Source organism: Micromonospora sp. B11E3 (genome assembly GCF_039871625.1).
Taxonomy (GTDB): Bacteria; Actinomycetota; Actinomycetes; order Mycobacteriales; family Micromonosporaceae; genus Micromonospora.
In genome coordinates, this window is record NZ_JBDPMC010000011.1 from 78,949 (window position 1) to 102,386 (window position 23,438).

The 23,438-nt window shown below is 74.7% G+C and carries 17 protein-coding genes and 1 pseudogene; 7 read left to right on the forward strand and 11 right to left on the reverse strand.

Annotated elements, in window-relative coordinates; all coding sequences use genetic code 11:
* Positions 1-10 precede the first annotated feature (10 nt).
* Both xylB and xylA read right to left on the reverse strand, forming a co-directional pair.
* Positions 11-1,456, reverse strand: coding sequence for a xylulokinase (gene xylB, locus ABGB16_RS08810; RefSeq protein ID WP_347667472.1), 1,446 nt, complete (start codon positions 1,454-1,456; stop codon positions 11-13).
* An 11-nt stretch (positions 1,457-1,467) separates the two neighbouring features.
* Complete coding sequence (gene xylA / locus ABGB16_RS08815; protein ID WP_347667473.1) at positions 1,468-2,655, reverse strand: xylose isomerase; 1,188 nt, start codon at positions 2,653-2,655, stop codon at positions 1,468-1,470.
* A gap of 66 nt (positions 2,656-2,721) precedes the next feature.
* On the opposite strand from xylA, the gene ABGB16_RS08820 reads away from it, so the two are divergent.
* On the forward strand, positions 2,722-3,960 hold the full coding sequence (locus tag ABGB16_RS08820; RefSeq protein WP_347667474.1) for an ROK family protein: 1,239 nt from the start codon (positions 2,722-2,724) through the stop codon (positions 3,958-3,960).
* Positions 3,961-4,278: 318 nt separating this feature from the next.
* Here the strand turns inward: ABGB16_RS08820 and ABGB16_RS08825 are convergent, their stop codons facing one another.
* Complete coding sequence (locus ABGB16_RS08825; RefSeq protein WP_347667475.1) at positions 4,279-4,893, reverse strand: MarR family transcriptional regulator; 615 nt, start codon at positions 4,891-4,893, stop codon at positions 4,279-4,281.
* Positions 4,894-4,992: 99 nt separating this feature from the next.
* Here ABGB16_RS08825 and ABGB16_RS08830 point away from each other — a divergent pair, with 99 nt between their 5' ends.
* Positions 4,993-6,123, forward strand: a complete 1,131-nt coding sequence (locus ABGB16_RS08830) for a PP2C family protein-serine/threonine phosphatase (protein WP_347667476.1) — start codon at positions 4,993-4,995, stop codon at positions 6,121-6,123.
* Positions 6,124-6,169: 46 nt separating this feature from the next.
* On the opposite strand, the gene ABGB16_RS08835 is transcribed toward ABGB16_RS08830, so the two are convergent.
* The 7 genes and pseudogenes from ABGB16_RS08835 to ABGB16_RS08865 form a co-directional block, all read right to left on the reverse strand.
* Positions 6,170-7,585: a sugar transferase gene (locus ABGB16_RS08835; protein WP_347667477.1), complete on the reverse strand. Its 1,416-nt coding sequence runs from the start codon at positions 7,583-7,585 to the stop codon at positions 6,170-6,172.
* Positions 7,586-7,868: 283 nt separating this feature from the next.
* Positions 7,869-8,393, reverse strand: a pseudogene (locus tag ABGB16_RS08840) (VWA domain-containing protein); the annotation flags it as partial.
* A gap of 161 nt (positions 8,394-8,554) precedes the next feature.
* Entirely contained in the window at positions 8,555-9,592 is a 1,038-nt protein-coding gene (locus tag ABGB16_RS08845) for a lactonase family protein (protein ID WP_347667478.1), read from the reverse strand.
* 173 nt (positions 9,593-9,765) lie between these two features.
* The gene (locus tag ABGB16_RS08850; protein WP_347667479.1) at positions 9,766-10,368 is read right to left on the reverse strand and encodes an ATP/GTP-binding protein; all 603 of its coding nucleotides are present in this window, start codon (positions 10,366-10,368) and stop codon (positions 9,766-9,768) included.
* On the reverse strand, positions 10,349-10,738 hold the full coding sequence (locus ABGB16_RS08855) for a DUF742 domain-containing protein (RefSeq protein WP_347667480.1): 390 nt from the start codon (positions 10,736-10,738) through the stop codon (positions 10,349-10,351). The genes ABGB16_RS08850 and ABGB16_RS08855 overlap by 20 nt, the downstream gene beginning before the upstream one ends.
* Positions 10,728-11,150, reverse strand: coding sequence for a roadblock/LC7 domain-containing protein (locus tag ABGB16_RS08860; protein ID WP_347667481.1), 423 nt, complete (start codon positions 11,148-11,150; stop codon positions 10,728-10,730). The genes ABGB16_RS08855 and ABGB16_RS08860 overlap by 11 nt, the downstream gene beginning before the upstream one ends.
* Positions 11,150-13,465, reverse strand: coding sequence for a nitrate- and nitrite sensing domain-containing protein (locus tag ABGB16_RS08865; RefSeq protein WP_347667482.1), 2,316 nt, complete (start codon positions 13,463-13,465; stop codon positions 11,150-11,152). Before ABGB16_RS08865 ends, ABGB16_RS08860 begins: the two co-directional genes overlap by 1 nt.
* Before the next feature lie 420 nt (positions 13,466-13,885).
* On the opposite strand from ABGB16_RS08865, the gene ABGB16_RS08870 reads away from it, so the two are divergent.
* The 5 genes from ABGB16_RS08870 (at position 13,886) to ABGB16_RS08890 (ending at position 18,273) form a co-directional block, all read left to right on the forward strand.
* Entirely contained in the window at positions 13,886-14,584 is a 699-nt protein-coding gene (locus ABGB16_RS08870) for a hypothetical protein (RefSeq protein WP_347667483.1), read from the forward strand.
* Between the two features lie 11 nt (positions 14,585-14,595).
* Positions 14,596-15,645 carry a hypothetical protein gene (locus tag ABGB16_RS08875; protein WP_347667484.1) on the forward strand — a complete coding sequence of 350 codons (1,050 nt, stop codon included), beginning with the start codon at positions 14,596-14,598 and terminating at the stop codon, positions 15,643-15,645.
* 184 nt (positions 15,646-15,829) lie between these two features.
* Positions 15,830-16,198 carry a hypothetical protein gene (locus ABGB16_RS08880; protein WP_347667485.1) on the forward strand — a complete coding sequence of 123 codons (369 nt, stop codon included), beginning with the start codon at positions 15,830-15,832 and terminating at the stop codon, positions 16,196-16,198.
* A 331-nt stretch (positions 16,199-16,529) separates the two neighbouring features.
* A complete protein-coding gene (locus tag ABGB16_RS08885; protein ID WP_347667486.1) occupies positions 16,530-17,549 on the forward strand; it encodes a hypothetical protein in 1,020 nt (339 codons plus the stop codon).
* Position 17,550: 1 nt separating this feature from the next.
* A complete protein-coding gene (locus ABGB16_RS08890) occupies positions 17,551-18,273 on the forward strand; it encodes a class F sortase (protein ID WP_347667526.1) in 723 nt (240 codons plus the stop codon).
* A gap of 61 nt (positions 18,274-18,334) precedes the next feature.
* Here the strand turns inward: ABGB16_RS08890 and ABGB16_RS08895 are convergent, their stop codons facing one another.
* Complete coding sequence (locus ABGB16_RS08895) at positions 18,335-23,380, reverse strand: NAD-glutamate dehydrogenase (protein ID WP_347667487.1); 5,046 nt, start codon at positions 23,378-23,380, stop codon at positions 18,335-18,337.
* Between the last annotated feature and the right edge of the window lie 58 nt (positions 23,381-23,438).

Genomic DNA, 23,438 nt, shown 5'->3' on the forward strand with positions numbered 1-23,438 from the left:
CGGGCGGCCGCTACGCCCCCGCCGCGTCGGCGCGGTCGAGGACGCGGTCGCGCGCCGCGGCGTACCGCTCCCGGACGGCGGGGACGGGCTCGGCGGCGTACTCCCGGGTGCCCGCCGGGGACCACTCGGGCGGGGCCGCACCGCCCAGGGCAACCCACGCGGCCTGGCGGGCGGCCCCGTCGGCCACGTACTCGCCGGGCGGCGGGACGACGACCGGGCAGCCGAACACCTGCGGCGCGATCCGGCGCACGGCGGCCGAGCGCGCCCCGCCGCCGACCAGGATCACCCGGTCGGCCCGGGCGCCCTGCGCGGCGAGCGCGTCGAGGCCGTCGGCGAGCGCGCAGAGCATCCCCTCGACCGCCGCCCGGGCCAGGTGGGCGGGGGTCGAGGTGCGCAGGGTCAGCCCGTGCACCGCCCCGGTGGCCGACGGCCGGTTCGGGGTCCGCTCGCCCTCCAGGTAGGGGACCATGACCAGCCCGTCCGCGCCCGGCGGTGCGGACAGCGCCAGGTCGGACAGGCCGTCCAGGCCCACCCCGAGCAGCGCGGCGGCGGCGTCGAGCACCCGGGCCGCGTTGAGCGTGCAGACCAGCGGCAGGTACCGGCCGGTGGCGTCGGCGAACCCGGCGACCGCGCCGCCCGGGTCGGCCGCCGGGACGTCGGCGACGCTGAAGACGGTGCCGGACGTGCCGATCGAGACGACGACGTCGCCGGGCCGGGCGCCCACGCCGAGCGCGGCGGCGGCGTTGTCCCCGGCCCCGGGGCCGAGCGCCGCACCGGCCGGCTGGCCGGGCGCGGCCGGGTGCAGGACGCCCGCCCGGTCCGCCGGCCCGAGCACCGCCGGTACGCCCACCCGCCGGCCGAAGGCGCGTTCGAGCAGGTCGAGGCGGTACTTCCCGGTGGCCGGGGACCAGTAGCCGGTGCCGCTGGCGTCGCTGCGGTCGGTGCGCAGCGCGTCCAGCCCCGGCGCGCCCGCCAGCCGCCAGGTCAGCCAGTCGTGCGGCAGGCAGACCGCGGCGACCCGGTCGGCGTTCGCCGGCTCGTGCCGGGCCAGCCAGCGCAGCTTGGTGGCGGTGAAGCTGGCCACCGGCACGCTGCCCACCGCCTCGGCCCAGAACCGCCGGCCCGCCTCGCCCCCGCCGGCCTCCGCGATCAGGTCGTCGGCCGCCCCGGCCGACCGGGTGTCGTTCCACAGCAGCGCCGGGCGCACCACCCGGCCCGCCTCGTCGAGGCAGACCATGCCGTGCTGCTGACCGGCGACCGAGACGGCGGCGACGTCGGCCAGCCCGCCGGCCGCCCCGGTGGCCGCCTCCAGGGCGGTCCACCAGGCCGCCGGGTCGACCTCGGTGCCGTCGGGGTGCGGGGCGCGGCCCTCGCGGACCAGCGCGCCGGTCTCCGCGTCGCGGATCACCAGCTTGCAGGACTGGGTGGACGAGTCGAACCCGGCGACCAGGGGCATGGCGGCGGCCTTCAGCGGGCGCCGAGCAGGTGCTCGACGGCCAGCTGGTTGAGCCGGACGAAGCCGAAGCCCCGCGCGCCGGCCGCGTCCGGGTCGAAGTCCTCGAAGGCGGACCGGTCGGCAAGCAGGTCGGCGTAGCCCTCCCCGGCGCCCAGGGTCGGGGTGGCCAGCTCGGTCACCCTGCTCGCGGCCAACGCCTCGGCCACCTCCGGGTCGGCCCGGAACGCCGCGGCCCGCTCCTTGAGCAGCAGGTACGTCCGCATGTTCGCCTCCGCCGACGCCCACACCCCGGCGACGTCCTCGGTGCGGGACGGCTTGTAGTCGAAGTGCCGGGGGCCCTCGTACGCCGGGCCGCCGTCGGGGCCGCCGTGCTCCAGCAGGTCGACCAGGGCGAACGCGTTGAGCAGGTCGCCGTGGCCGAAGACCAGGTCCTGGTCGTACTTGATCCCCCGCTGGCCGTTGAGGTCGAGGTGGAACAGCTTGCCGTGCCAGAGCGCCTGGGCGATGCCGTGGGCGTAGTTGAGCCCGGCCATCTGCTCGTGGCCGACCTCGGGGTTGAGCCCGACCAGCTCGGGGTGGGCGAGGCTGGAGATGAACGCCAGGGCGTGCCCGACGGTGGGCAGCAGGATGTCGCCGCGCGGCTCGTTCGGCTTCGGCTCGATGGCGAAGCGCAGGTCGTAGCCGCGGTCGAGCACGTACTGGCAGAGCACGTCGACGGCCTCGCGGTAGCGCTCCAGGGCCGCGCGGACGTCCTTGGCCACGTCGTACTCGGTGCCCTCCCGGCCGCCCCACATCACGAAGGTGCGGGCGCCCAGCTCGGCGGCGAGGTCGACGTTGCGCAGCACCTTGCGCAGCGCGTACCGCCGGACGTCGCGGTCGTTGCTGGTGAAGCCGCCGTCCTTGAACACGGGGTGGGTGAACAGGTTGGTGGTGACCATCGGCACCACCAGGCCGGTCTCGTCGAGCGCCTTGCGGAACCGGGTCAGCCGGGCGTCGCGGGTCGCCGCGTCGGCGCCGAACGGGATCAGGTCGTCGTCGTGGAACGTGATCCCGTACGCGCCCAGCTCGGCGAGCCGGTGCACCGCCTCGACCGCGTCCAGCTCGGGGCGGGTGGCGTCACCGAACGGGTCGCGGGCCTGCCAGCCCACCGTCCAGAGGCCGAAGGAGAACTTGTCGGCGGGAGTGGGACGGGGTGCCATGGCAGACCTCCGGAGCTATTTGTTCAGTGGTTGAATTATTTGGCCGGGCTGTGGCAGTGTCAAGGGGTGACCCGCCCCGCCACCCCGACCTCGGCCGTCCGCCAGGGCAGCCTGCGCGAGCTGAACCTCGCCGTGGTGCTCGGCCGGATCGCCGTCGCGCCGCGTCCGCCGTCGCGGGCCGACGTGGCCGCCGCGACCGGCCTGACCCGGGCCACCGTCTCCGCCGTGGTCGACGACCTCATCTCCGGCCGGCTGGTGACCGAGTCGGACCCGGCGCCCCGCACCAGGGCCGGCCGGCCCGCGCGGGGCCTGGTGCTGGCCGACAACGGGCCGGCCGGGCTGGGCCTGGAGGTCAACGTCGACTACCTGGCCGCCTGCGTGGTCGATTTGGCCGGCCGGGTCCGGCACCACACCGTGCGCCGCGCCGACCTGCGCCCGGCCTCCCCCGCCGACGCCCTGACCCGGCTCGCCCGGCTGGCCGCCGCGGCCCGGGCCGACGCCGAGCGGCAGGGCCTCACGCTCGCCGGGGCCGCCCTCGCGGTGCCCGGCCTGGTCGACGCCGCCGGGCTGGTCCGGCTCGCCCCGAACCTCGGCTGGCGGGACGTCGCCGTCCCCGAACTGCTGGCCGGGCACCCGCCGCTGGTCGAACCGGTCCCCGGCGTTCCGCCCCTGGTGGTCGAGAACGAGGCCAACCTGGCCGCCCTGGGCGAGCTGCACGCCGCCCCGGACGGGCCGACCAGCTTCCTGCACGTCTCCGGCGAGGTGGGCATCGGCGCCGGGATCGTGCTCGACGGGGCCCTGTTCCGGGGCGTACGGGGGTGGAGCGGCGAGATCGGCCACCTGCCCGTCGAACCCGAGGGGCGGCCCTGCCGCTGCGGCGGCCGGGGCTGCCTGGAGCAGTACGCCGGCCAGGAGGCCGTCCTCGCCGCCGCCGGGCTGGCCGGCGTGGACCTGCCCGCCGACACCGCCGCCGCCCGGCTGGCCGACCTGGCCGCCGCCGACGACCCCGCCGCCCGGGCCGCCCTCGCCGAGGCGGGACGGGCGCTCGGGGTGGCCGTCGCGGGCGTGGTGAACCTGCTGGACCTGGACACCGTGGTCCTCGGCGGCGGGTACGCCCTGCTCGCCCCGTGGCTGCGGCCGCCCGTGCTGGCCGAGGTCTCCCAGCGGGTGCTGACCGCCGCCTGGTCGCCGGTGACCGTACGGCCCTCGGCGCTCGGCCCGGAGGCCGCCGTCGTCGGCGCCGCCGGCTCGGTCGTCCGGCGCATCGTCGCCGACCCGGTCGGCTGGCTCGGCCGCGCCGGCTGACCCCCGCCACGGGTCCGGGCCGCGGGCGGGGCGGGCCGACGGGTTACCTTCACCGGCGGCTGTGGAGCTGCCCCGGTTATGCGCCCGCCCCCGCCCATCGCCGAGTTGCGGTCTCGGCAGCGCCTGGGGTGGCGGTCGCGTCACCTGGCCGCACCGCCCGCCCCGGATGTGCGGGCAGCTCCACAGGCGCCCCGAGCGGGTCCACCGCCAGGCGCCCCGAGCCGGTCCACCGCCAGGCGCCCCGAGCGGTCCGCGGCCAGGCCCCCGCAGCGGGCCCACGCCAGGGGGCGGAGCGTCACCGGCCGGGCCGGGTGCGCGTCAGGCCGTACGCCCCATCGAGGGCTCGCCGCCCGGCCAGCCGCCGCCGGCCGGCTCACCGGACCAGCCCGGACCCGCGTCGGTCGCCCGGACGCGCGGCGCGCCCCCGGCGGGCCAGCCGGATTCCCCCGCCGCCCAGCCGCCGGTCTCTGCCACCCACCGGTCCGGCCGGGCCTCCGCCGGTAGCTCCGGCTCCGGCGGGTGCCGGAGCCGGGCCACCTCGTCGAACTCCCGCATGCCCGCGAGCAGGGCCGCCCGACCCTCGGGGGTCATGCCGGCCAGGATCGCGGCCAGCCGCTGCCGGCGGTCGGCGCGCAGCTCGGCCAGGAGTCGTTCGGCCTCCGACGTCAGGTGCAGGGAGATCTCGCGCCGGTCCGAGCGGCCCGGCTCACGCTCCAGCATCCCCGCCGCCACCAGCCGGTCGCACAAGCGGCTGGCCGAGGAGAGCAGCATGTCCAGCAGCGTCGCCAGCCGGCGCAGGTTGATCCCGTCGTGCTGCTCGACCATCATCACCGCGCGCAGCTGCGCCCCGGATAGCCGGCTGGTGGTCCGCTCGCGCGCCGCCTCGAAGACCGTGAGCAGGGCACCGGCCGCCGTTTCCAGGGCGGCGGCCATACTCGCTTCTGGTCCACGTGGACCGTGTTCTTCGGCCATGGTGGCCACGAGACTACCCGGCGTCGGGGTTGGCCGGCCCGTCCGAACGAAGGAGAGACGATGAGCGGTGTGGCAGACCGGGTCCGCCGGGCGCTCGCCGACGCGCCCGCCGACCTGCTGGTCGACCACGTCACCGCGGAACTCGAGGCGTCGTACGCGATCACGGACGTCGAACTCCTTCAGGTCGACTACCGACTCTCGGCGCTGCTGCCGCTCACCCAGGGTGAGCCGGTGACCGACCCGGGGCACCCCGCGTGGCGGTGCTTCGACCACCAGGAGCCGGTCGTCGCCGGCGACGCCGGCTACCTGCCGGTCGGCATGCGGGGCGAGCGGCGCGGGGTGCTGCGGGTGGCACCCGTACCGGACGATCCGGCCGCCGTCGGCGAGCTGCTCGGCGTCGCCACCGCCCTCGGCCACGAGCTGACCGCGGTGAACGACACCACCGACCGCTACCGGACCGCCCGGCGCAGCCGGCGGCTCACCCTGGCCGCCGAGATGCAGTGGGACCTGCTGCCCGGGCGGAGCCGGGTACGCCCCTCGTTCAGCCTGGCCGGACAGCTCGAACCGGCGTACGCCGTGCGGGGCGACAGCTTCGACTGGTCCGACGACGGGCACCGGCTGTGGCTGTCGGTCATCAACGGCACGGGCGAGGGGGTCGCCGCCGCCATGCTGACCGCGCTGGCCACCCACGCTCTGCGCAACGCCCGGCGGGCCGGGATTCCCCTGGCCGACCAGGCCGCCCTCGCCGACCAGGCGGTGTACGCCGCGCACCGCGGCGCGCAGCACGTCTCGGCCCTGCTGCTGGAGCTGGACCTCGCCAGCGGGGTGACGACGGTGATCGACGCCGGCTCGCCCCACCTGGTGCTGCTGCGCGGGGGACGGGTGGTCGAGCAGCCCCTGGAGGCGCAGTTCCCGCTCGGCATGTTCGACGGCACGGACTACCGCGGGCAGCGGTTCACGCTCCGCCGCGACGACCGGCTGTTCGTGGTCAGCGACGGCGTCGCCGAGGCGACCGGCGGGAACGTCCGGTACGGCGAGCACGCGCTGACCCGGTTCCTGCGCCGGACGGGGTCCATGGAGCCGTTGGAGGCGGTCCGGTCCCTGATCGGCGAGCTGCGGGCGTTCGTGGCCGGCGACCTGGTCGACGACGCGGTGGTCGTCTGCCTCGACTGGACCGGCCCCCAACCCTGACCGGGCCGCACCGGTCGCCCGCCCCCGCGCAGGCGAGGCGCCGCGGTCAGTACGCGCCCCGGCTGCGCACCACGGCGCCGAAGGTCTTCCACAGGATGGTCAGGTCGGCGGCGAGCGACCAGTTCTCCACGTAGTACAGGTCGAGCCGGATGCCGTCCTCCCAGCTCAGGTCGGACCGGCCGCTGACCTGCCACAGGCCGGTCATGCCGGGCTTGACCAGCAGCCGGCGGGCGACGTCGCCGTCGTAGCGGGCCACCTCGGAGGGCAGCGGCGGGCGCGGGCCGACCAGGCTCATCTGGCCCAGCAGCACGTTCACCAGCTGGGGCAGCTCGTCCAGCGACCACTTGCGCAGCACCCGGCCCACCCGGGTCACCCGCGGGTCGTCGCGCATCTTGAACATCAGGCCGTCGGTCTCGTTGCGGGCGGCCAGCTCGGCCAGCAGCGCGTCGGCGTTGACGACCATGGTGCGGAACTTGAACACGCCGAACTCCCGGCCGCCCTGACCGACCCGGGTCTGGCGGAACAGCACCGGCCCCCGGCTGTCGAGCTTGACGGCCAGCGCGATGGCCACCAGCAGCGGCGACGCCAGGGCCAGGGCCACCGACGCGACGGCCCGGTCGACGAAGCCCTTGACGAGTTTGCGGGCGCCCCGGAACTCGGGCGCCTCGACGTGGATGAGCGGCAGGCCGGCGACGGGCCGGGTGTGGATGCGGGGGCCGGCCACGTCGGTCAGCGCGGGCGCGACGACCAGGTCGACGCCGGTGCCCTCCAGTTGCCAGCCGAGCCGCCGCAGCCGGGTCGCGGTCAGCTCGCCGGAGGCCGTGACCGCCACCGTGTCCGCGCCGATCGCGGTGGCCGCCTCGGGGATGCCCCGGAACGACCCGACGACCGGCACGTCGCCCAGCCGCTGCGGCACCGGCGCCAGCAGCGCGTCCGGTATGCACGCGCCCACGACGTGGTAGCCGGCGTACGGCTCCCGGCGCAGCTGGTGCACCAGCTCCAGCACGTGCGCCGTGTCGCCGACGACCAGGACCCGGCGCGACCACCCGCGGCCCTGCGACCGGGCCCGGTGCAGCCGCTTGCGGGCCGCGAACCGGGCCACCTCCAGCCCCAGCGTGCCGACCGCGAACGAGATCGCCAGGAAACCCCGGGAGACGCCGACGTCGGCGATGTACCCGGCGATGGCGGTGCCGCCGGCGAGCCGGAGGCTGGCCGCGCTCACCCGCCGGTACTCCTCGGCGCCATAGCCGAGCACCCGGTCGTCGTAGCAGCGCAGCACCTTCAGCGAGAGCAGCCAGGTGACCACCAGCGCGGGGGCCACGAGGACGTACGGGATCTCCGAGCCGACCGGCTCGTCGTCGCCGAAGCGGGTCACGTAGCCGACGAGCACCGCCACGGCCAGCACGGCCGTGTCCAGGACCACCAGCATGCGGACGTACGCCCGCTCGTCGACGCGGGCCACCGGCCCCGGTCGGTCAGCACCAGGCCGTGACGGCGTACTGGTGGGGGTCAACAGCGTCGCCGACGTCACCGGCCCTCCCCATCCTGCTGAGGACGGCCCCGGTCGATGGCCGGCCCTCTGAACGGAACCGGCGGCGCCGGAGCACCCCGACATCTTGTCCCAAGAACGTGTCCGCCGACCGTTTCGGACAGATTGCCGTCAGTTCCCTGGACCCGGCGTCCCGAGGGAACCCGTCCGCGTGCCGGCTCCCCGGCGCGACGGGTCTGCCGGCCACGAGTATGACTCAGCGCGGCGCGTTCGGGCGCAGTGCGATCGCACTGAGGAAGATGTCGCCGATCTTCGTGGGGTCCTCGCCGTCGGCGTCGTCGTTCTTGCCGTCGGTGAACAGCACCACCGAGTTGACCCGGCCGGGCTCCCAGTCGTTCTGGACCTCCTGGTACGCGGCCAGCATCGTGTCGTACAGGCCGGTGTCGCCGGCCGACGGCCGGATCGCGGCAAGCCCCTGGTCCAGCAGCCGTCGGTGGCCGCGCCTGGCCGCCGCCACGGTGACCTGCTCGCGGCTGGCGTTGCCGGCGCCCGGCACCGGCTGCTTCATCGAGCCGGAGACGTCGATGACGGCGAGCATCCGGCCGGACTGGGTGGCGATCGACCAGCCGGAGACCGCCCGCTCGATCGCGGCCGGGTCCAGCCCACCCGCCCCGCTGCCGCCCGCCGCCGGCGTGGCGGCGTCGCCGGCGGCCGGACCGGGCGCCCCCTGCGGCGCCTCGAAGCCGTCGCCCCAGCTGCCGTCCGGCGCGCGCAGCGACAGCAGCCCGGACAGGCCGGCCGCGTCCCGGGTCGGCTCGACGATCCCGGCGCGCAACGGCTTGCTGTTGTTCACCTCGCGCAGCAGGTCCGTCACTTCCAGTTACCGGTCGGCTCCGGCGGTGTGGCGGGCGCGGCCCCGACCAGCATCGGCGCGGGCGCCCCTCACGGCCGCACGCACGTCGGGCTGGGCACCGCGACGGGCTCGCCGACCGGCGTGGGGACGCCCGTGGCGGCGTCCACCCGGAGCACCCGGATCATGTCGGCGCGCTCGTCGGCGACGTAGAGGTGCTCCCCCGCCAGGGCGAAGTGCCGCGGCCACCCCCCGCCGGTCTCCACCTCGGCGACCAGCTCCGGCAGCTCGCCGTCGAGGGCGAACACCGACACCGTGCCGACGCCCCGGTTGGCCACGTAGAGGAAGCGGCCGTCCGGCCCGACCGCGATCTCGGAGGGCTGGACGTGCCCGGCCCGGCCGCTGGCGTCCACCCTGCCCCGCTGGTGCAGCGCCCCGTCCGGGGTCAGGTCGTACGCGGTGACCGTGCCGTCCAGCTCGCCGACCACCCAGCAGCGCCGCCCGTCGGGGTGCCGGGCCAGGTGGCGCGGGCCGCTGCCGGCCACGGCGCGTACCCGAGGCGCCCGGGGCACCAGCCGGCCGGACGGCGCGTCGAGGTCGTACCGGTACACCGAGTCGGTGCCGAGGTCGACGGCGAACAGCGGCCCGGCGTCCGGTGCCGGGTCGACCATGTGGGCGTGCGCCCGGCCCTGGCGCTCCGGGTCGGGCCCGCGCCCCTCGTGCACCACCAGGTCGCTGCGGTCCCCCGGGACGCCCTCCGGGTCGAGCGGGAGGACCGTCACGCTCCCACCGCCGTAGTTCGCGACGACGAGGTGCCCGCCATCCGGAGTGACCGCCAGGTGGCAGGGCTCCGCACCGCCCGTGGCCCGTACGCCCAGCGGGGTCAGGGCGCCGTCCGGCCCGACCCGGAACGCGCTGACCTGCCCCTCGGGCAGCTCGTTGACGGCGTACAGGACCGGCAGCGCGGGGTGCCGGGCCAGGAAGGACGGCGACGGGGTGACCGCCACGGTGCCGAGCGGAGTCAGCGCGCCGGTCGCCGGGTCGCGCCGGGCGGCGACGATGCCCTCGCCCCGCCCGCCGCTGGCCGCCGTGTACCCCCCGATGTGGACGATCGCCTGCTGCCCGGTCACCCGAACCACCTTTCGCCGGTCTTCCGTCGATCCAACCAGAGGTGTACCCGCCAGCCGGCCCGCCAGCCGTGATTCCGCCGGATCCGCCGGGCGGCGGCCGGGCCGACCCCCCGGGTCGCGCCCCGCCGGTGGCGGGGCGCGACCGCCTGGCCCGGGCGACGTCGCGGGGCGGCTCAGGCCGCCGGCACCGGCTCGCCGCGCTGCCGGGCGACGTGCTCCACCAGGGAGATCAGCACCAGCTTGCAGGACTGGCGGTCCCGGGCGTCGCAGAACACCAGCGGCACGTCCGGGTCCAGGTCGAGGGCGTTGCGTACGGCGTCCAGGCTGAACCGCCGGCTGCCGTCGAAGCAGTTGACCCCGACCACGAACGGGATGCCCCGCTGCTCGAAGTAGTCGATGGACGGGAAGCAGTCCGCCAGGCGCCGGGTGTCGGCGAGCACCACCGCCCCGAGCGCGCCGAAGGCCAACTCGTCCCAGAGGAACCAGAACCGGTCCTGCCCGGGGGTGCCGAACAGGTAGACCTGCAGGTCCTCGTTGATGGTGATCCGGCCGAAGTCCATCGCCACGGTCGTGGTGGACTTCCCCTCCACACCGGAGACGTCGTCGATGTCGATACCGGCCCCGGTGAGGACCTCCTCGGTCTGCAGTGGCCGGACCTCACTCAACGCGCTCACCAGTGTCGTCTTGCCCGCGCCGAAGCCCCCGGCGATGAGGATCTTCAGTGCCAGCGGGATCCGCGGCCCGGATCCGTCACGGTCATAGCGCACGGAGTCCATTGACCACCGCCTTGAGGATGTTGTCGTCGGGTAGGAACGCGGCGCCCGCCTGCCGCTGGTGCACGGTGACCAGGCCGCGGGCGAGCAGGTCGCCGACCAGCACCCGGACCACGCACACGGCGAGGTCCAGCTCGACGGCCAGCTCGGCGACCGGGACCGGCCGTCGGGTCAGCTCGACCAGGCGCCGATGCTCCGGGTGCAGTTGCGGGTGGGCGGACGGGTCGGCGCCCCGGGCCGCCAGCACGAACGCCACCAGGTCGAGCCCGACCGTCGGCCGGACGCGGCCGCCGGTCAGGGTGTACGGGCGGACCACCGGGCCCGCGTCGGCGTCCAGCCACTCGTGCTGTCGTGCCGGGAACTCAGCCCACATCGTGGGCACCCGAGCGGGTCCGGGGCGGGGCCGTGAGGTACTCGCCCACCCGGATCACCAGCCTCGCCATCTCGTACGCCACCAGGCCGATGTCGGCGTCGGCCTCGCAGACCACCGCCAGGCAGGCGCCCTTCCCGGCCGCGGTGACGAACAGGTACGCGGACTCCATCTCCACCACCGTCTGCCGGACGCCACCTCCGGCGACGTGGCGGCTGGCGCCCTTGGCCAGGCTGGAGAACCCGGAGGCCAGGGCACAGAGGTGCTCGGCGTCGGCGCGGTCCAGGCCGGCGGAGGAGCCGAGCGGCAGCCCGTCCGCCGACAGCACCACCGCCTGGCGGGCGGCCGGCACCCGTCCCACCAGGTCGTCGAGCAACCAGTCGAGATCCACGTTCGGCTTTGTCGTCTGCACCACTAGGCGTCCCTCTCAGTTGCGGTCGGGGATTGCGGCAGCGCCGCCGGAGCGGGCGGCGCGGCAGAAGCAGGGTCGGCGGTCGCCGGACCGGGCACGGTGCCGTCGCGCCGGCCGCGGGCGGTGCCGGCCTGCAGCGCGGACATCAGGCGCCGGGCCTCCTCGGGGGCGCGCGGCGCCGGGGCGTCGGGGTCGGCCGGTCGGGGATGCACGGCGGGACCGCGCTGGCGCACCCGGCGGGGCAGGCCGTCACCGCCGGCGGTCGGATCCGCCGGCACGGAGCGGCTGGGCACCAGCGGCAACACCGCCGTCTCGGCGTCCCCGCGCTCGCGGGTGGTCCGGCCGGCGGCCCGGCTCCGGGGCACGGTGCTGAGCCGGGTCACCTTGGCCATCCGCCGGCTGTCGGTCGAGCCCTCGGGTCCGAGGTCGGGCGACGGCTCGGCGGTCACCAGGTCGGACGGGACCAGCACCACCGCGGTGGTCCCGTTCGGCACGGCGCGGCGCAGCCGCACCCGGACGCCGTGTCGGTCGGCGAGCCGGGCTACCACGAACAGCCCGAGCCGGGCGCTGTCGGCCGGGTCGAACTCCGGCGGGGTGGCCAGGCGCTCGTTGGCCTCCTCGATCGCCGGGTCGGACAGGCCCAGCCCCCGGTCGGTGATCTCCACGGCGTACCCGTTGGGCAGGCGCTGGCCCCGGACGGTGACGCGGGTGCCGGGCGGGGAGAACGCGGTGGCGTTCTCGATCAGCTCGGCGAGCAGGTGGATGATGTCGCCGACCGCCGGACCGACCGTGGCCGCGGGCTGCACCTCGACGACGTCGACCCGTTCGTAGGACTCGACCTCGGAGATCGCGCCCCGGATCACGTCGAGCATGGCGACGGGGTTGCGCCAGCCCCGGCCGGCCGCTGCGCCGGCGAGGATGACCAGGTCCTCGGCGTGCCTGCGCAGCCGCGTGGCCAGGTGGTCCACCTGGAACAGCTCGGCCAGGTCGTCCGGATCCTCGGTACGCCGCTCCATCTTGTCGAGCAGGGCGAGCTGCCGGTGCACCAGCCCCTGGCTGCGCCGGGCGATGTTCAGGAAGACCTCGTTGAGCCCGCGCCGGAGGGTGACCTCGTCGACGGCGGCCCGGACGGCGGTGCGGCGGACCTCGTTGAAGGCGTGCCCCACCTGGCCGATCTCGTCGCGCCCGTACTCCAGGGGAGGCGCCTCCCGGGCCACGTCGACCTCCTCGCCGCGACGCAGCCGGGCGACCACGTCCGGCAGCCGGTGCTCGGCCATCTCCAGCGCGGCGGTGCGCACCCCGGACAGCCGCTCGGCCAGCGACCGGCCCCCTCGCAGCGCCACGAGGACCGACACCACCACGGCGGCCAGCCCGAGCACGCCGGCGGCGCCGAGTCGGGCGAGGATGCCGACGGCCACGGGGACGCTCCGTTCGGCCAGCCCGTCGAACTGGGCCAGCTCGAAGTCGCGCAGGTCGCGCTGGACGGCGCCCTGGCTGGCCTGCCAGGCGCCGGCGTCCAGCGCGGGTGGCTCGGCGGGGTCGGCCCGGACCAGCGCGTCCTGGAGGGCGCGCAGCCGGACGAAGGCCTCGCCCTCGGCCAGCCGCTGGTACGCGCTCCGGGCTGCGGCCGGCAGGTCGGCCACCGCCGTGTCGGTCAGGAAACGCTGGTTGCCGATGGTCTGCACGAGCTGGGCGTGCTCGCCCTCGGCGTAGCGCCCACTGGCCAGCACGCCGGCGAGCAACGCGTCCGCCCGCGTGAGCAGTTCCCGCGACCGGCCGAGGGCGGTCAACGCCCGGGCCTGCCGGTTGAAATCGTGGTCGGGCAGGTTGGCCATCGCGGCGAACGTGTGGAAGGCCGCGTCGATCATCCCGCTGTACAGCCCGATCGCTCCGGCCCGGTCGACCTGACGACCGTCGACGAACCCCCGGCCGGCGGGCAGCGCGTTTAGCTCACCGAGCAGGTGGTCGACGCGGCTGTCGAGCAGGTCGTCGGCCGCGTCGCGCAGCCGCTCGCCGGCGACCCGGTGCCGCAGCTCGGCGAGCGCCCGGTCGGTGCGCTGCCGCTGCTCGCTCAGGGCCGGCAGCTCGTCGTTGCCGGCGAGCTGCTGCACGGTGAGCCGGCGCTCCCGTTGCAGCTCGACGACGACGGCTTCGCCCGGCCGGCCGAGGTCGTAGAACAGCGTGCGGGCGGAGAGCAGGTCCAGGGCGGGACCGAAGGTGAGCGTGGTCGCGAAGATCCAGAGCGCCAGCAGCGCGCTCACCGGGGCGACGACCAGCGCGGTCAGCTTCGAGCGGATCGGCCAGTCGCGGGTGTTCATCAGACCTCGCCCGGAAGGTGTGGCAGTGGATGGCGCCGCACCGGCCGGGCATCGCCCCGCCATGGTTGACGGGGCACCGGCATGGGCGCCTTGGGCAGGATACGTAATCAACGCCCGTTCCGGTACCGGCCTCTCGCCGGGCGCGCTCGCCCCGGCACGCTCCGCTGTGGAGGCGCCGGACGCGGACACGCGGCAACCCCGACGGCCTTCCGTCGGCAACCCCGACGGCTTTCCTGGAACGAGTCAAGTCTTTGCTCCGGCCGGACCTGCGTCCTGGTCATCGGGGCCGGGGGCACCGACAGGGAACAAGCCGGGCGGGACCACGCGCGGCGCCGCCGGGCGGGAAAGACCAGGAAAGTCGCCCGGATCGGGATTGGCCATCCGTGTCGGGAGGGAATACCGGGTGACGAAGGAGGAGCCATGTCGCCCACGCAGGTAGTCGTCATCGTCCTGGTCGTGCTCGCGGTGCTCGCGGCGCTGGCCGTCGTCGGCCGGCAGGCCGCCCGCCGCCGCGCGCTGCGCGCCCGGTTCGGGCCCGAGTACGACCGGGTGGTCGCGGAGCGCGACAGCCGAGGGGCCGCCGAGCGGGAGCTGCGGGACCGGGAACGCCGCCACGCCGAGTTGACCCTCACCCCGCTCACCCCCGGGTCCCGGGCGCGATACGCCGCGGCCTGGGAGGAGCTTCAGGTCCGTTTCGTCGACTCCCCGGCGGAGACGCTGCGCGACGCCGACGAGCTGGTCAGCCGGCTCATCGCGGAACGCGGCTATCCCACCGGTGACTTCGACGACCAGATCGCCCGGCTCTCCGTCGAACACGCCCGGACGCTCTCCCACTACCGGGACGCGCACGAGATCCGGCTGCGCGACGAGCGGGGCGAGGCCGGCACCGAGGACCTGCGCCAGGCCCTCGTCCACTACCGGGAACTCTTCGCCGACCTGCTCGGCGCGGCTCCGGTGGGCCCCACCCCGCAGCAGCGCCAGCCCCACGCCACGCCCGCCGACCGGCCGGATGCGGTGAGCACCACGCCGCGACAGCGCGAGCCGGAGCGGCACCAGCCCGAACAGCACCAGCAGGACGCCGCGCCCACCGACCGACCGCACGACGTCACGAGCCGTTGAGGGGAGCCATGATGCGCCAGGATCAGCAGCAGGTGACCAGCGACCACCCGGAGGCCCTCCGGTCGGCGCCGGTGCCCGGCGGCCAGCCGCCCACCCACCAGGGCCGCGACGCCGAGGGCCGGGCCGACGTGCCCGAGGACGTGCTCGACGAGCGGGGCACCTTCGACGACCCGGCCGGGACCGGCGAGCGGGCCGACAGCCGGCCGGCCGGGCAGCGCCCCGACGCGGACGCCGACGGGAAGCCCGAGTTCCACCAGCCGGCGCCGCTGCCGACCGCCTTCGGCGCCACCAGCGTGGGTGACGCGGTGGCGGCGTCGGCGATGGCGAGTGGCCGCCCGGAGGACGAGCGGGACCCGCGGGGCGAGGAGATGGCCCGGCCGGGCGACGGGGCGCCGGGGCGGACCGACGCGTTCGACGACGCTCGGGCCGACCCGACGGCGGCGGACCGACTGCACGACCCGGCCCGCTGGGCGGCGGGCACCCCCACCGCCGCCCGGCACGACCGGCCCGGCGCGGCCAGCCGGGCCGGCGAGACGAGCGAGACCGGCCGGATCGGCGGGTCGGGCCGGGCCGGCGAGGCCGGAGGGACGGAGGGGGCCGACCGCGACCCGCGCGCCGCCGCGGCGGCCGGCGCCGCCGGGTACGGCAGCGCCGCCCCCACCATGGTGGACCCGGACACCACGGCCCCGGACGCCTCGGCCGCCGCCGGTGCGGGCCTGGTCGGCGCGGCGGGGGCCGGCGCGGCCGGCGTCGCGGCGGCGGCGCGGCCCACCGGCCGCGCGGTGCCGGACGACGCCGCCACCCTGTTCGAGCCGGCCGCCGCCCAGGGGTTCCGGGATCGCTGGCGCGATGTCCAGCTCCGCTTCGTCGACGACCCGAAGGCCGCCGCCGCCGAGGCCCAGTCGCTGGTCGAGGAGGCCATCCAGGCGCTCGCCGACGCGCTCGCGGAGCAGAAGAACCGGCTCGGTGACTGGCAGCGCGCCGGCGCCGACGACACCGAGCAGCTCCGGGTGGCCGTACGCCGCTACCGGGACTTCCTGGACCGGGTGCTCGGCCGCTGACGCCCGGCGCGGGACGCCCCGACCCGACCGGTCGGGGCGTCCGCCGTGTTCAGGCACGCGCGGGCCGTTGGTAAGCCGCGTCACAGGCCGGTGGGCATCGCCGGGATCCGGGCCGCCGGCATGCGCGGGGGTCCGCGGGGTACGCCGGTGGGATCAGGAGCACCTGGGACAGGAGGGCAGCACCATGACCGATCGTGACCCGAACGCCGCGCGGCCGCTGGAGGAGCGCCCCGAGGTGGCCGCGGCGGTGGACGACGAGACGACGGTGCCGCAGCTCATGACCGACGGCGGGCCCGACCGGGACACCCCGTCCTTCGCGGAGCCCCGGGAACGGCCGGCCGACGCCGGAAGGACCGAGGACCAGCTCGGTGCCCCGTTCGGGGCCGGCACGGGCGCCGCCGGGCCCACCATCCGCACCGGCGCCGAGCAGCCGTGGGACCCCGAGGACCTGGTGGCGGCACGGGGCCAGGATCTGACCCCGGAGAACATCGAGCGGGCCCGCCGGGACCTGGCCGAGCTGGGGCGGGCGGCGGTGGAGCGCACGGTGCCCTGACCCGGGTCACCACGGCCCTGCCGGGCGGTAGCCCTGGCCCGACCGGTCATCGGTCGGGCCAGGGCTTTTGACATGGGAGCGCTTCGACAACCACGGCCCGACGGGCCGGCCTCACCCCGGAGCCGGACGCCTGGGCCAAGACGCAACGGGCAGCGCGATCCCGACATGAACGACATAAGCCGTGAAATGGCCTTAGCACCCCAACAACGCTTCACGTTCACAAACTCTAAAACACGAATATTTCCTCTGATAGGTCGCGAAACGGTCTAACGTCTCTCGTAGCTCGACTGACGTCGGGCTCAGGACAACAGGGGATGGAGTGACGCAGGTCATGGCTAACAAGAAGCTCGGAAAGGTCGTTGCGGGTGCCGCCCTCGGCGGTGCGTCCCTGCTGGTGTTCACGCCGGGGATCGCGTTCGCGGACGGCGGCCACCACGACGGCGACGGGGGGAAGGTCTTCGCCAAGCCCCACGTCGTCCGGGCCGGCGAGGAGGTCAAGCTGATCGAGGTCTGCGAGGAGTCGCAGCAGGACGCCTTCGTCTGGTCCAAGGTCACCGGCCGGGTCGAGCTGCACAAGGTCGACAAGGACAAGGACAAGGACGAGCACGGCAAGGGCAAGGACGAGCACGGCAAGGGCAAGGGCGAGCACGGCAAGGGCGAGCACGGCAAGGGCGAGCACGGCAAGGACGAGCACGGCAAGGACGAGCACGGCAAGGACGAAATGGGCCGGGGCGAGGAGCACGGCAAGGAGAAGGACAAGGACAAGGGCAAGGACGAGCACGGCAAGGGCGAGGAGGGCCGGCCCGGCGGGTGGGGCGGCGGCGCCGACGCGTCCGGCCGCGAGGACTGGGGCGGCTACGAGCACGGCCAGAAGCCCGAGGACGAGAAGGGCGCCAAGGGCCGCGACGAGGACAAGGCCGGCCACGACGAGGACATGCGGGCCAAGGACGAGGACAAGGGCCGCCACGAGGACAAGTGGGCCAAGGACGACGACAAGTCGGCCAAGGACGACGACAAGTGGGCCAAGGACGACGACAAGGGCCGCCACGAGGACGACAAGTGGGGCAAGGACGACGACGACAGCTGGGAGCACGGCCGGGACTTCGTCTACCTGGGCGAGGCCAAGGTCGACAAGGACGCCCGTCCGGGCCGCTACGAGCTCCACGGCTCCTGCGGCGAGGGCGAACTGGTGGTGCTCCCGAAGGGGCACGTCGACGGCGGTGACGGCGGCATGACGAGCACCAGCACCGACCGCACCATGGCCACCACCGGGGCCGGCCTGCTGGGCGCCTCGGCGCTCGGCGGGCTCGTGCTGCTGCGGCGGCGTCGGACCGATGGGTCTGTGGCCTGAGGTGACGGCGACAGGGGCCGGCGGCCGTCACGGGACACCGTGGCGCGCCGTCGGCGCCGCCGTCGTCGTCCTCCTCGCCATGGCGGGGGCGTGGCTGCTCGGCGCCTCGCACCGCACCGTCCCGCCCCCCCGGCCGCCGCAGCCGCTCGCCCAGGCCGCCCCCGACCTCCCGACCGCGTCCGGCCGGACGGGGACGATCCGGGAGCAGCAGCAGCCGGCCGACGCCACGGGCGACCCGCAGGCCAGCCGGTCGGCCGCCCCGAGCCTGGGCCGCGCCACACCCACCACCATCTCGATCCCGCGGATCGGGGTGCAGGCGTCGATCATGAAGCTGGGGACCAACCCGGACGGCAGCGTCGAGGTCCCCCCGCTCGACCAGGCGCAGAACGCCGGGTGGTACTCCCCCGGGCCGAGCCCGGGCGAGACCGGCAACGCGGTGATCGTCGGGCACGTCGACTCGGCCAAGCTCGGGCCGGCGGTCTTCTTCGAGCTGGGCGCCATGCAGCCGGGCGACGTCATCACGGTGTCCCGGTCCGACGGCCGGCAGGTCTCCTTCACGGTCGACGCCGTGAAGTCGTACCCGAAGACGGAGTTCCCCGCGGAGGTGGTCTACGGCCCGAACGACCAGCCGGGCCTGCGGGTCGTCACCTGCGGCGGCCAGTTCGACCGGGGCTCGGGCAGCTACCTCAACAACGTGATCGTCTTCGCGACGATGACGGGCTGACGCCGCGACGCGCCACGGCCGGTCGGGACAACCGACCGGCCGTGGCGTGTCCGGACGACGCTCAGGCCGCCGAGGTGCGCACCAGGGTACGGATCTGGCGCAGCAGCACCGACAGGGCGGCGAGGTCCGCCCGCGACTCGTCGAACTCACCCATCGCCCGGCGCGCCCGGTGCACCGAGGTGGCGTTCGACTGCTCCCACTGCTGCACCCGCTCCTGCGGGGGCAGGTCGTCGGGCGTGGAGCCGAGGACCTCCGCGGTGAGCGCGGCCAGCGCGGCGTACAGGTCGTAGCGCAGCGCCATCCGGGCGAGGGTCTGCCAGCGGTCCTCCCGCGGCAGCAGGGAGATCTTCGACAGCAGCGCGTCGACCCGGAACAGGTCGGAGAGCACGAAGTAGACCGAGGCCACCTCGCCCACGTCCCGACCGGTGCCGGCCGCCGTCTCCACCACGTCGAGCAGGCCGAAGCTGTACATCAGCCGGGTCGCCTGCTCGGCCAGCCCGCGCGGCAGCCCCTTCGCCGTCATCGCGTCCATGTGGGCGGCGATGCCCTCGCGCTCGCTGCCGACGAAGAGGTTCTCCAGGTTGGGCAGGAGTCGCGCCACCCCGTCGCGCAGCCGGGCGATCTCCGCCGGCACGTCGATCGGCGAGCGCCGGTTGGTCACCAGCCAGCGCACCGCCCGGTCCAGCAGGCGCCGGGTGTCCAGGTAGACGTTGGTCTGCAGCTCCGGCGCCACCTTGTTGTCCAGCGCCTCGACCGCGTCCCAGAGCTCGCCCAGCCCGAACACCTCGCGGACCACCACGTACGCCCGCAGGACGTCCGCCGCCGACGCCGCGGTCTCCTCGACGACCCGGAAGACGAACGTGATGCCGCCCCGGTTGATCGCCTCGTTGACGAGGACCGTGGTGACGATGTCCCGGCGCAGCCGGTGCCGGCCCATCCGGTCGGCGAACCGCTCCCGCATCGGCGTCGGGAAGTACTTGACCAGGACGTCGGTCGTCCACTCGTCGTCCGCGAGCCCCTCGGCGAGGATCTCCCGCTCCAGCACGATCTTGGTGTACGCGAGCAGCACCGCGAACTCCGGCGCGGTCAGCCCGGACTCCGTGCGCACCGCCAGCTCCTCGTCCGGCGGCAGCGCCTCCAGCGCCCGGTCCAGCGCGCCGGAGCGCTCCAGTTCGGTGATCATCCGGCGGTGCACCGGGAGCAGCGAGGCGGCCTGGGCCTGCGAGTTGTTGATCGCCCGGGCCTGGTCGTAGTTGTCCCGCAGCACCAGCTCGGCGACCTCGTCCGTCATCTCGGCGAGCAGCTCGTCGCGCTCGGGCACGGTCAGCGCACCGTCGGCGACCGCCGTGTTGAGCAGGATCTTGATGTTCACCTCGTGGTCGGAGCAGTCCACCCCGGCCGCGTTGTCGATGAAGTCCGTGTAGATCCGCCCGCCGGCCTGGGCGTACTCGATCCGGCCGAGCTGGGTGCAGCCGAGGTTGCCGCCCTCGCCGACCACCCGGCAGCGCAGGCTCCGGCCGTCCACCCGGATCGCGTCGTTGGACTTGTCGCCCACCTCGGCGTTGGTCTGGCTGGACGCCTTGACGTACGTGCCGATGCCGCCGTTCCAGAACAGGTCGACCGGCGCGGTCAGGATCGCCCGCATCAGCTCCTGCGGCGACAGCTGGCTCACGTCGTCGGCCAGCCCGAGCGCGGCGCGGACCTGCGGCGAGACCGGCACCGACTTCGCGGTCCGCGGGTACACCCCGCCACCGTCCGAGATCAGCTTCGTGTCGTAGTCCTCCCACGACGACCTCGGCAGCTCGAACAGGCGCCGGCGCTCGGCGTACGAGGTGGCCGCGTCCGGGTCGGGGTCGAGGAAGATGTGCCGGTGGTCGAACCCGGCCACCAGCCGGATGTGCTCGCTGAGCAGCATCCCGTTGCCGAACACGTCGCCGGACATGTCGCCGACGCCGACCACCGTGAAGTCCTGGGTCTGGGTGTCGTGCCCCAGCTCCCGGAAGTGCCGCTTCACCGACTCCCAGGCGCCCCGGGCGGTGATGCCCATCTTCTTGTGGTCGTAGCCGGCCGAGCCGCCGGAGGCGAACGCGTCGCCGAGCCAGAAGTCGTGCCCGGCGGAGATCTCGTTGGCGATGTCGGAGAAGGTCGCCGTGCCCTTGTCGGCCGCCACCACCAGGTACGGGTCGTCGCCGTCATGCCGGACCACGTCCTCGGGCGGCACGATCTCGCCGGCGGCGATGTTGTCGGTGATGTCGAGCATCGCCCCGACGAACTCCTTGTAGCAGGCGACCGCCTCGTCCCGGTCCCCCGGCTTCTGCTTGAGCACGAAGCCGCCCTTGGCGCCCACCGGCACGATCACGGCGTTCTTCACCATCTGCGCCTTGACCAGGCCGAGCACCTCGGTCCGGAAGTCCTCCCGCCGGTCGGACCAGCGCAGCCCGCCGCGGGCCACCGGCCCGTAGCGCAGGTGCACGCCCTCGAACCGCGGCGAGTACACGAAGATCTCGAACTTCGGGCGCGGGGCCGGCAGGTCCGGGATGGCCTGCGGGTCGAGCTTGAACGCCACGTACGTCTTCGGCCGGCCGCCGACCGGCTTCTGGTAGAAGCTGGTGCGCAGCGTGGCCTGGATCAGCGTCAGGTACGAGCGCAGGATCCGGTCCTGGTCGAGGCTGGCCACGTCGTCCAGCGCCGCGCCGATCGCGGCCACCAGCTCGCCGCTGCGCTGCTGGCGCTGCTCGGCGGTCGACTCTCCCGGCTCGAAGCGGGTCTCGAACAGGTGCACCAGCAGCTCCGCGATCCGCGGGTACGTGATGAAGGTCTGCTCCATGTACTCCTGGGAGAAGATGGTGCCGGTCTGGCGCAGGTACTTCGCGTACGCCCGCAGCACCACCACCTGGCGCCAGGTGAGCCCGGCGCGCAGCACCAGCTCGTTGAAGCCGTCGACCTCGGCCTCGCCCCGCCAGGCCGCCGCGAAGGCGTTCTCCACGTGCGGGCGCACCTCGGCCAGGTCCTGGTGGACCTCCGGCAGCCGCAGCCCGAAGTCGTACAGCCAGATCCGGCCGTCGACGCGTTCCACCTCGTACGGGTGCTCGTCGACCACCCGTACGCCGAGGGAGTGCAGCACCGGCAGCACCGCCGACAGCATCATCGGCTCGCCGTACCGGTAGACCTTGAACCGCACGTCCATGGCCTCGGTGAGCTCCGCGTGGCCGTCGGTGCGCGGCCCCAACTGCTTGCGGAACAGGTGCATCTCGAGCTGGCCTGGCTCCTCCAGCAGCTCCAGCTTGGCCAGGTCCTTCATCGCCTCGTACGGCGTGTGCCCGTCCTTGTAGCCCTCCGGGAACGCGTCGGCGTACCGGCGGAACAGATGTTTGGCCTGCTCGTCGCCGAGCTTGCGCTCCAGCACCAGCCGGTAGTCGTCGTCCCAGAGCCGGGTCGCGTCGGCCAGTTCCTCGGCGAGCAGGTCGGCGTCGATCTCGCCGGGCGGGTTGGTCGGGTCGGTCCGGACGATGAAGTGCACCCGGGCCAGCATCGACTCGGTGACCCGGGTCGTGTAGTCCACCCCGAGACCGTTCAGCTCCCGCAGCAGGATGTCCTGCATGCGCAGCCGATTCTGCGTGGTGAACCGGTCGCGGGGCAGGTAGATGAGGCAGGAGATGAACCGCCCGTACGCGTCGCGGCGCAGGAAGACCCGCAGCTGCCGGCGGCCGGCCATGCGCAGCACGCCGATCGCCGCGTGGTACAGGTCCTCGGTCTTGATCTGGAACAGCTCGTCGCGCGGGTAGGTCTCCAGGATCTGGAGCAGGTCCTTGCCGGAGTGGCTGCGCTGGCTCAGGCCCGAGCGGTCCAGCACCTCGGCGACCTTCCGGCGCACCACCGGCAGCTCGCGGACGCTGGTGCGGTACGCGGCGGTGGAGAACAGCCCGAGGAAGCGCCGCTCGCCGACCACCTCGCCGGCGTCGTCGAAGACCTTGAAGCCGATGTAGTCCAGGTACGCCGACCGGTGCACCGTGGCCCGCGAGTTGGCCTTGGTGATGACGAGCAGCCGCTTCTCCATCACCTTCTCGAGCGCCTCGGGCGTCATCGACGCCAGCGACCGTGCCTCCGGGGAGTCCGAACGCAGGATGCCCAGCCCGGTGCCCAGCGCCGCCTCCAGCGCCGGGCCGCCGTCGCTGTCGACCAGCCGGTACTCCCGGTACCCGAGGAACGTGAAATGATCATGAGCGAGCCAGCGGAGCAGCTCGACCGAGTCGGTGATGTCCTTCTCCGGCACCGGCGGGCGGCTGTCCGACGTACGGGCCGCGGCCAGCTCGTCCGCCAGTGCCAGGGCGCGCTGGCGCATCTTCGGCCAGTCCTCGACGGCCTCCCGCACGTCGGTGAGCACCCGCTGCAGCTCCCGGCGCAGCCGCTCCCGCTCGCCGGCGTCGCGGACCGGGTCGATCTCGATCCGCATCCAGCTCTCGACGATGTCCCCGGCGATCGCGTCGTCGGGCTCGGTGTCCGCCGAGACCTCGGTCAGCCGGCCCAGCGGCTCGCGGCGCACCACCATCAGCGGGTGGACCAGCAGGTGCACGTCGAGGTGGTGCGAGTTGAGCAGGGCGGTCACCGAGTCGACCAGGAACGGCATGTCGTCGGTGACGATCTCGATCACCGTGTGGTGCTGGTCGGCGTCCGGCTCGTGGATGCGCAGCTTCAACTCGCCTGGCACCCGCTGCTGGGCCAGGTCCTGGTGCGCCCGGGTCGCCTCCAGCATCTCCTCGGCGGTGAACCCGATCAGCTCCTCGTCCGGGGCGAACCGCCAGAACCGGCTGACCAGCGTCGCCACGTCGTGGTCGTCGCCAGCGAGGGAGACGGCCTGGGCGATCAGCCGTTCCGCGTTCGGGACCGGCTCGTCGAGCTCGGCGTCCTCCACGGCGTCGGCCAGCGCCTCCGCCGGCAGCCCTAGATCGAAGATGGTGTCTATACTCGAACCGGTCACCCCGGTCGTCCCTGTGTCGAGTCGGCCGTAACCGTCCCCGTCGGTCGCCGTGTCGAAGCTGTCGTCGGCCCGGCTGGTGTCAGCCTGCCGGAGGTCGGGTCCCGGTTTGATCGCCGGACGCCGGTCCATCGGTGCCACTCCCCTCGACCCACAGCGTTGTGGGTCACTCTGCCGCCCAAGCCTAGGC

Coding starts and splice junctions, on each gene's coding strand:
- xylB (WP_347667472.1), bottom strand. CDS start 1,456: ATGCCCCTGGTCGCCGGGTTCGACTCGTCCACCCAGTCCTGCAAGCTG.
- xylA (WP_347667473.1), bottom strand. CDS start 2,655: ATGGCACCCCGTCCCACTCCCGCCGACAAGTTCTCCTTCGGCCTCTGG.
- ABGB16_RS08825 (WP_347667475.1), bottom strand. CDS start 4,893: ATGGCCGCCGCCCTGGAAACGGCGGCCGGTGCCCTGCTCACGGTCTTC.
- ABGB16_RS08830 (WP_347667476.1), top strand. CDS start 4,993: ATGAGCGGTGTGGCAGACCGGGTCCGCCGGGCGCTCGCCGACGCGCCC.
- ABGB16_RS08850 (WP_347667479.1), bottom strand. CDS start 10,368: ATGGACTCCGTGCGCTATGACCGTGACGGATCCGGGCCGCGGATCCCG.
- ABGB16_RS08855 (WP_347667480.1), bottom strand. CDS start 10,738: ATGTGGGCTGAGTTCCCGGCACGACAGCACGAGTGGCTGGACGCCGAC.
- ABGB16_RS08865 (WP_347667482.1), bottom strand. CDS start 13,465: ATGAACACCCGCGACTGGCCGATCCGCTCGAAGCTGACCGCGCTGGTC.
- ABGB16_RS08870 (WP_347667483.1), top strand. CDS start 13,886: ATGTCGCCCACGCAGGTAGTCGTCATCGTCCTGGTCGTGCTCGCGGTG.
- ABGB16_RS08875 (WP_347667484.1), top strand. CDS start 14,596: ATGCGCCAGGATCAGCAGCAGGTGACCAGCGACCACCCGGAGGCCCTC.
- ABGB16_RS08880 (WP_347667485.1), top strand. CDS start 15,830: ATGACCGATCGTGACCCGAACGCCGCGCGGCCGCTGGAGGAGCGCCCC.
- ABGB16_RS08885 (WP_347667486.1), top strand. CDS start 16,530: ATGGCTAACAAGAAGCTCGGAAAGGTCGTTGCGGGTGCCGCCCTCGGC.
- ABGB16_RS08895 (WP_347667487.1), bottom strand. CDS start 23,380: ATGGACCGGCGTCCGGCGATCAAACCGGGACCCGACCTCCGGCAGGCT.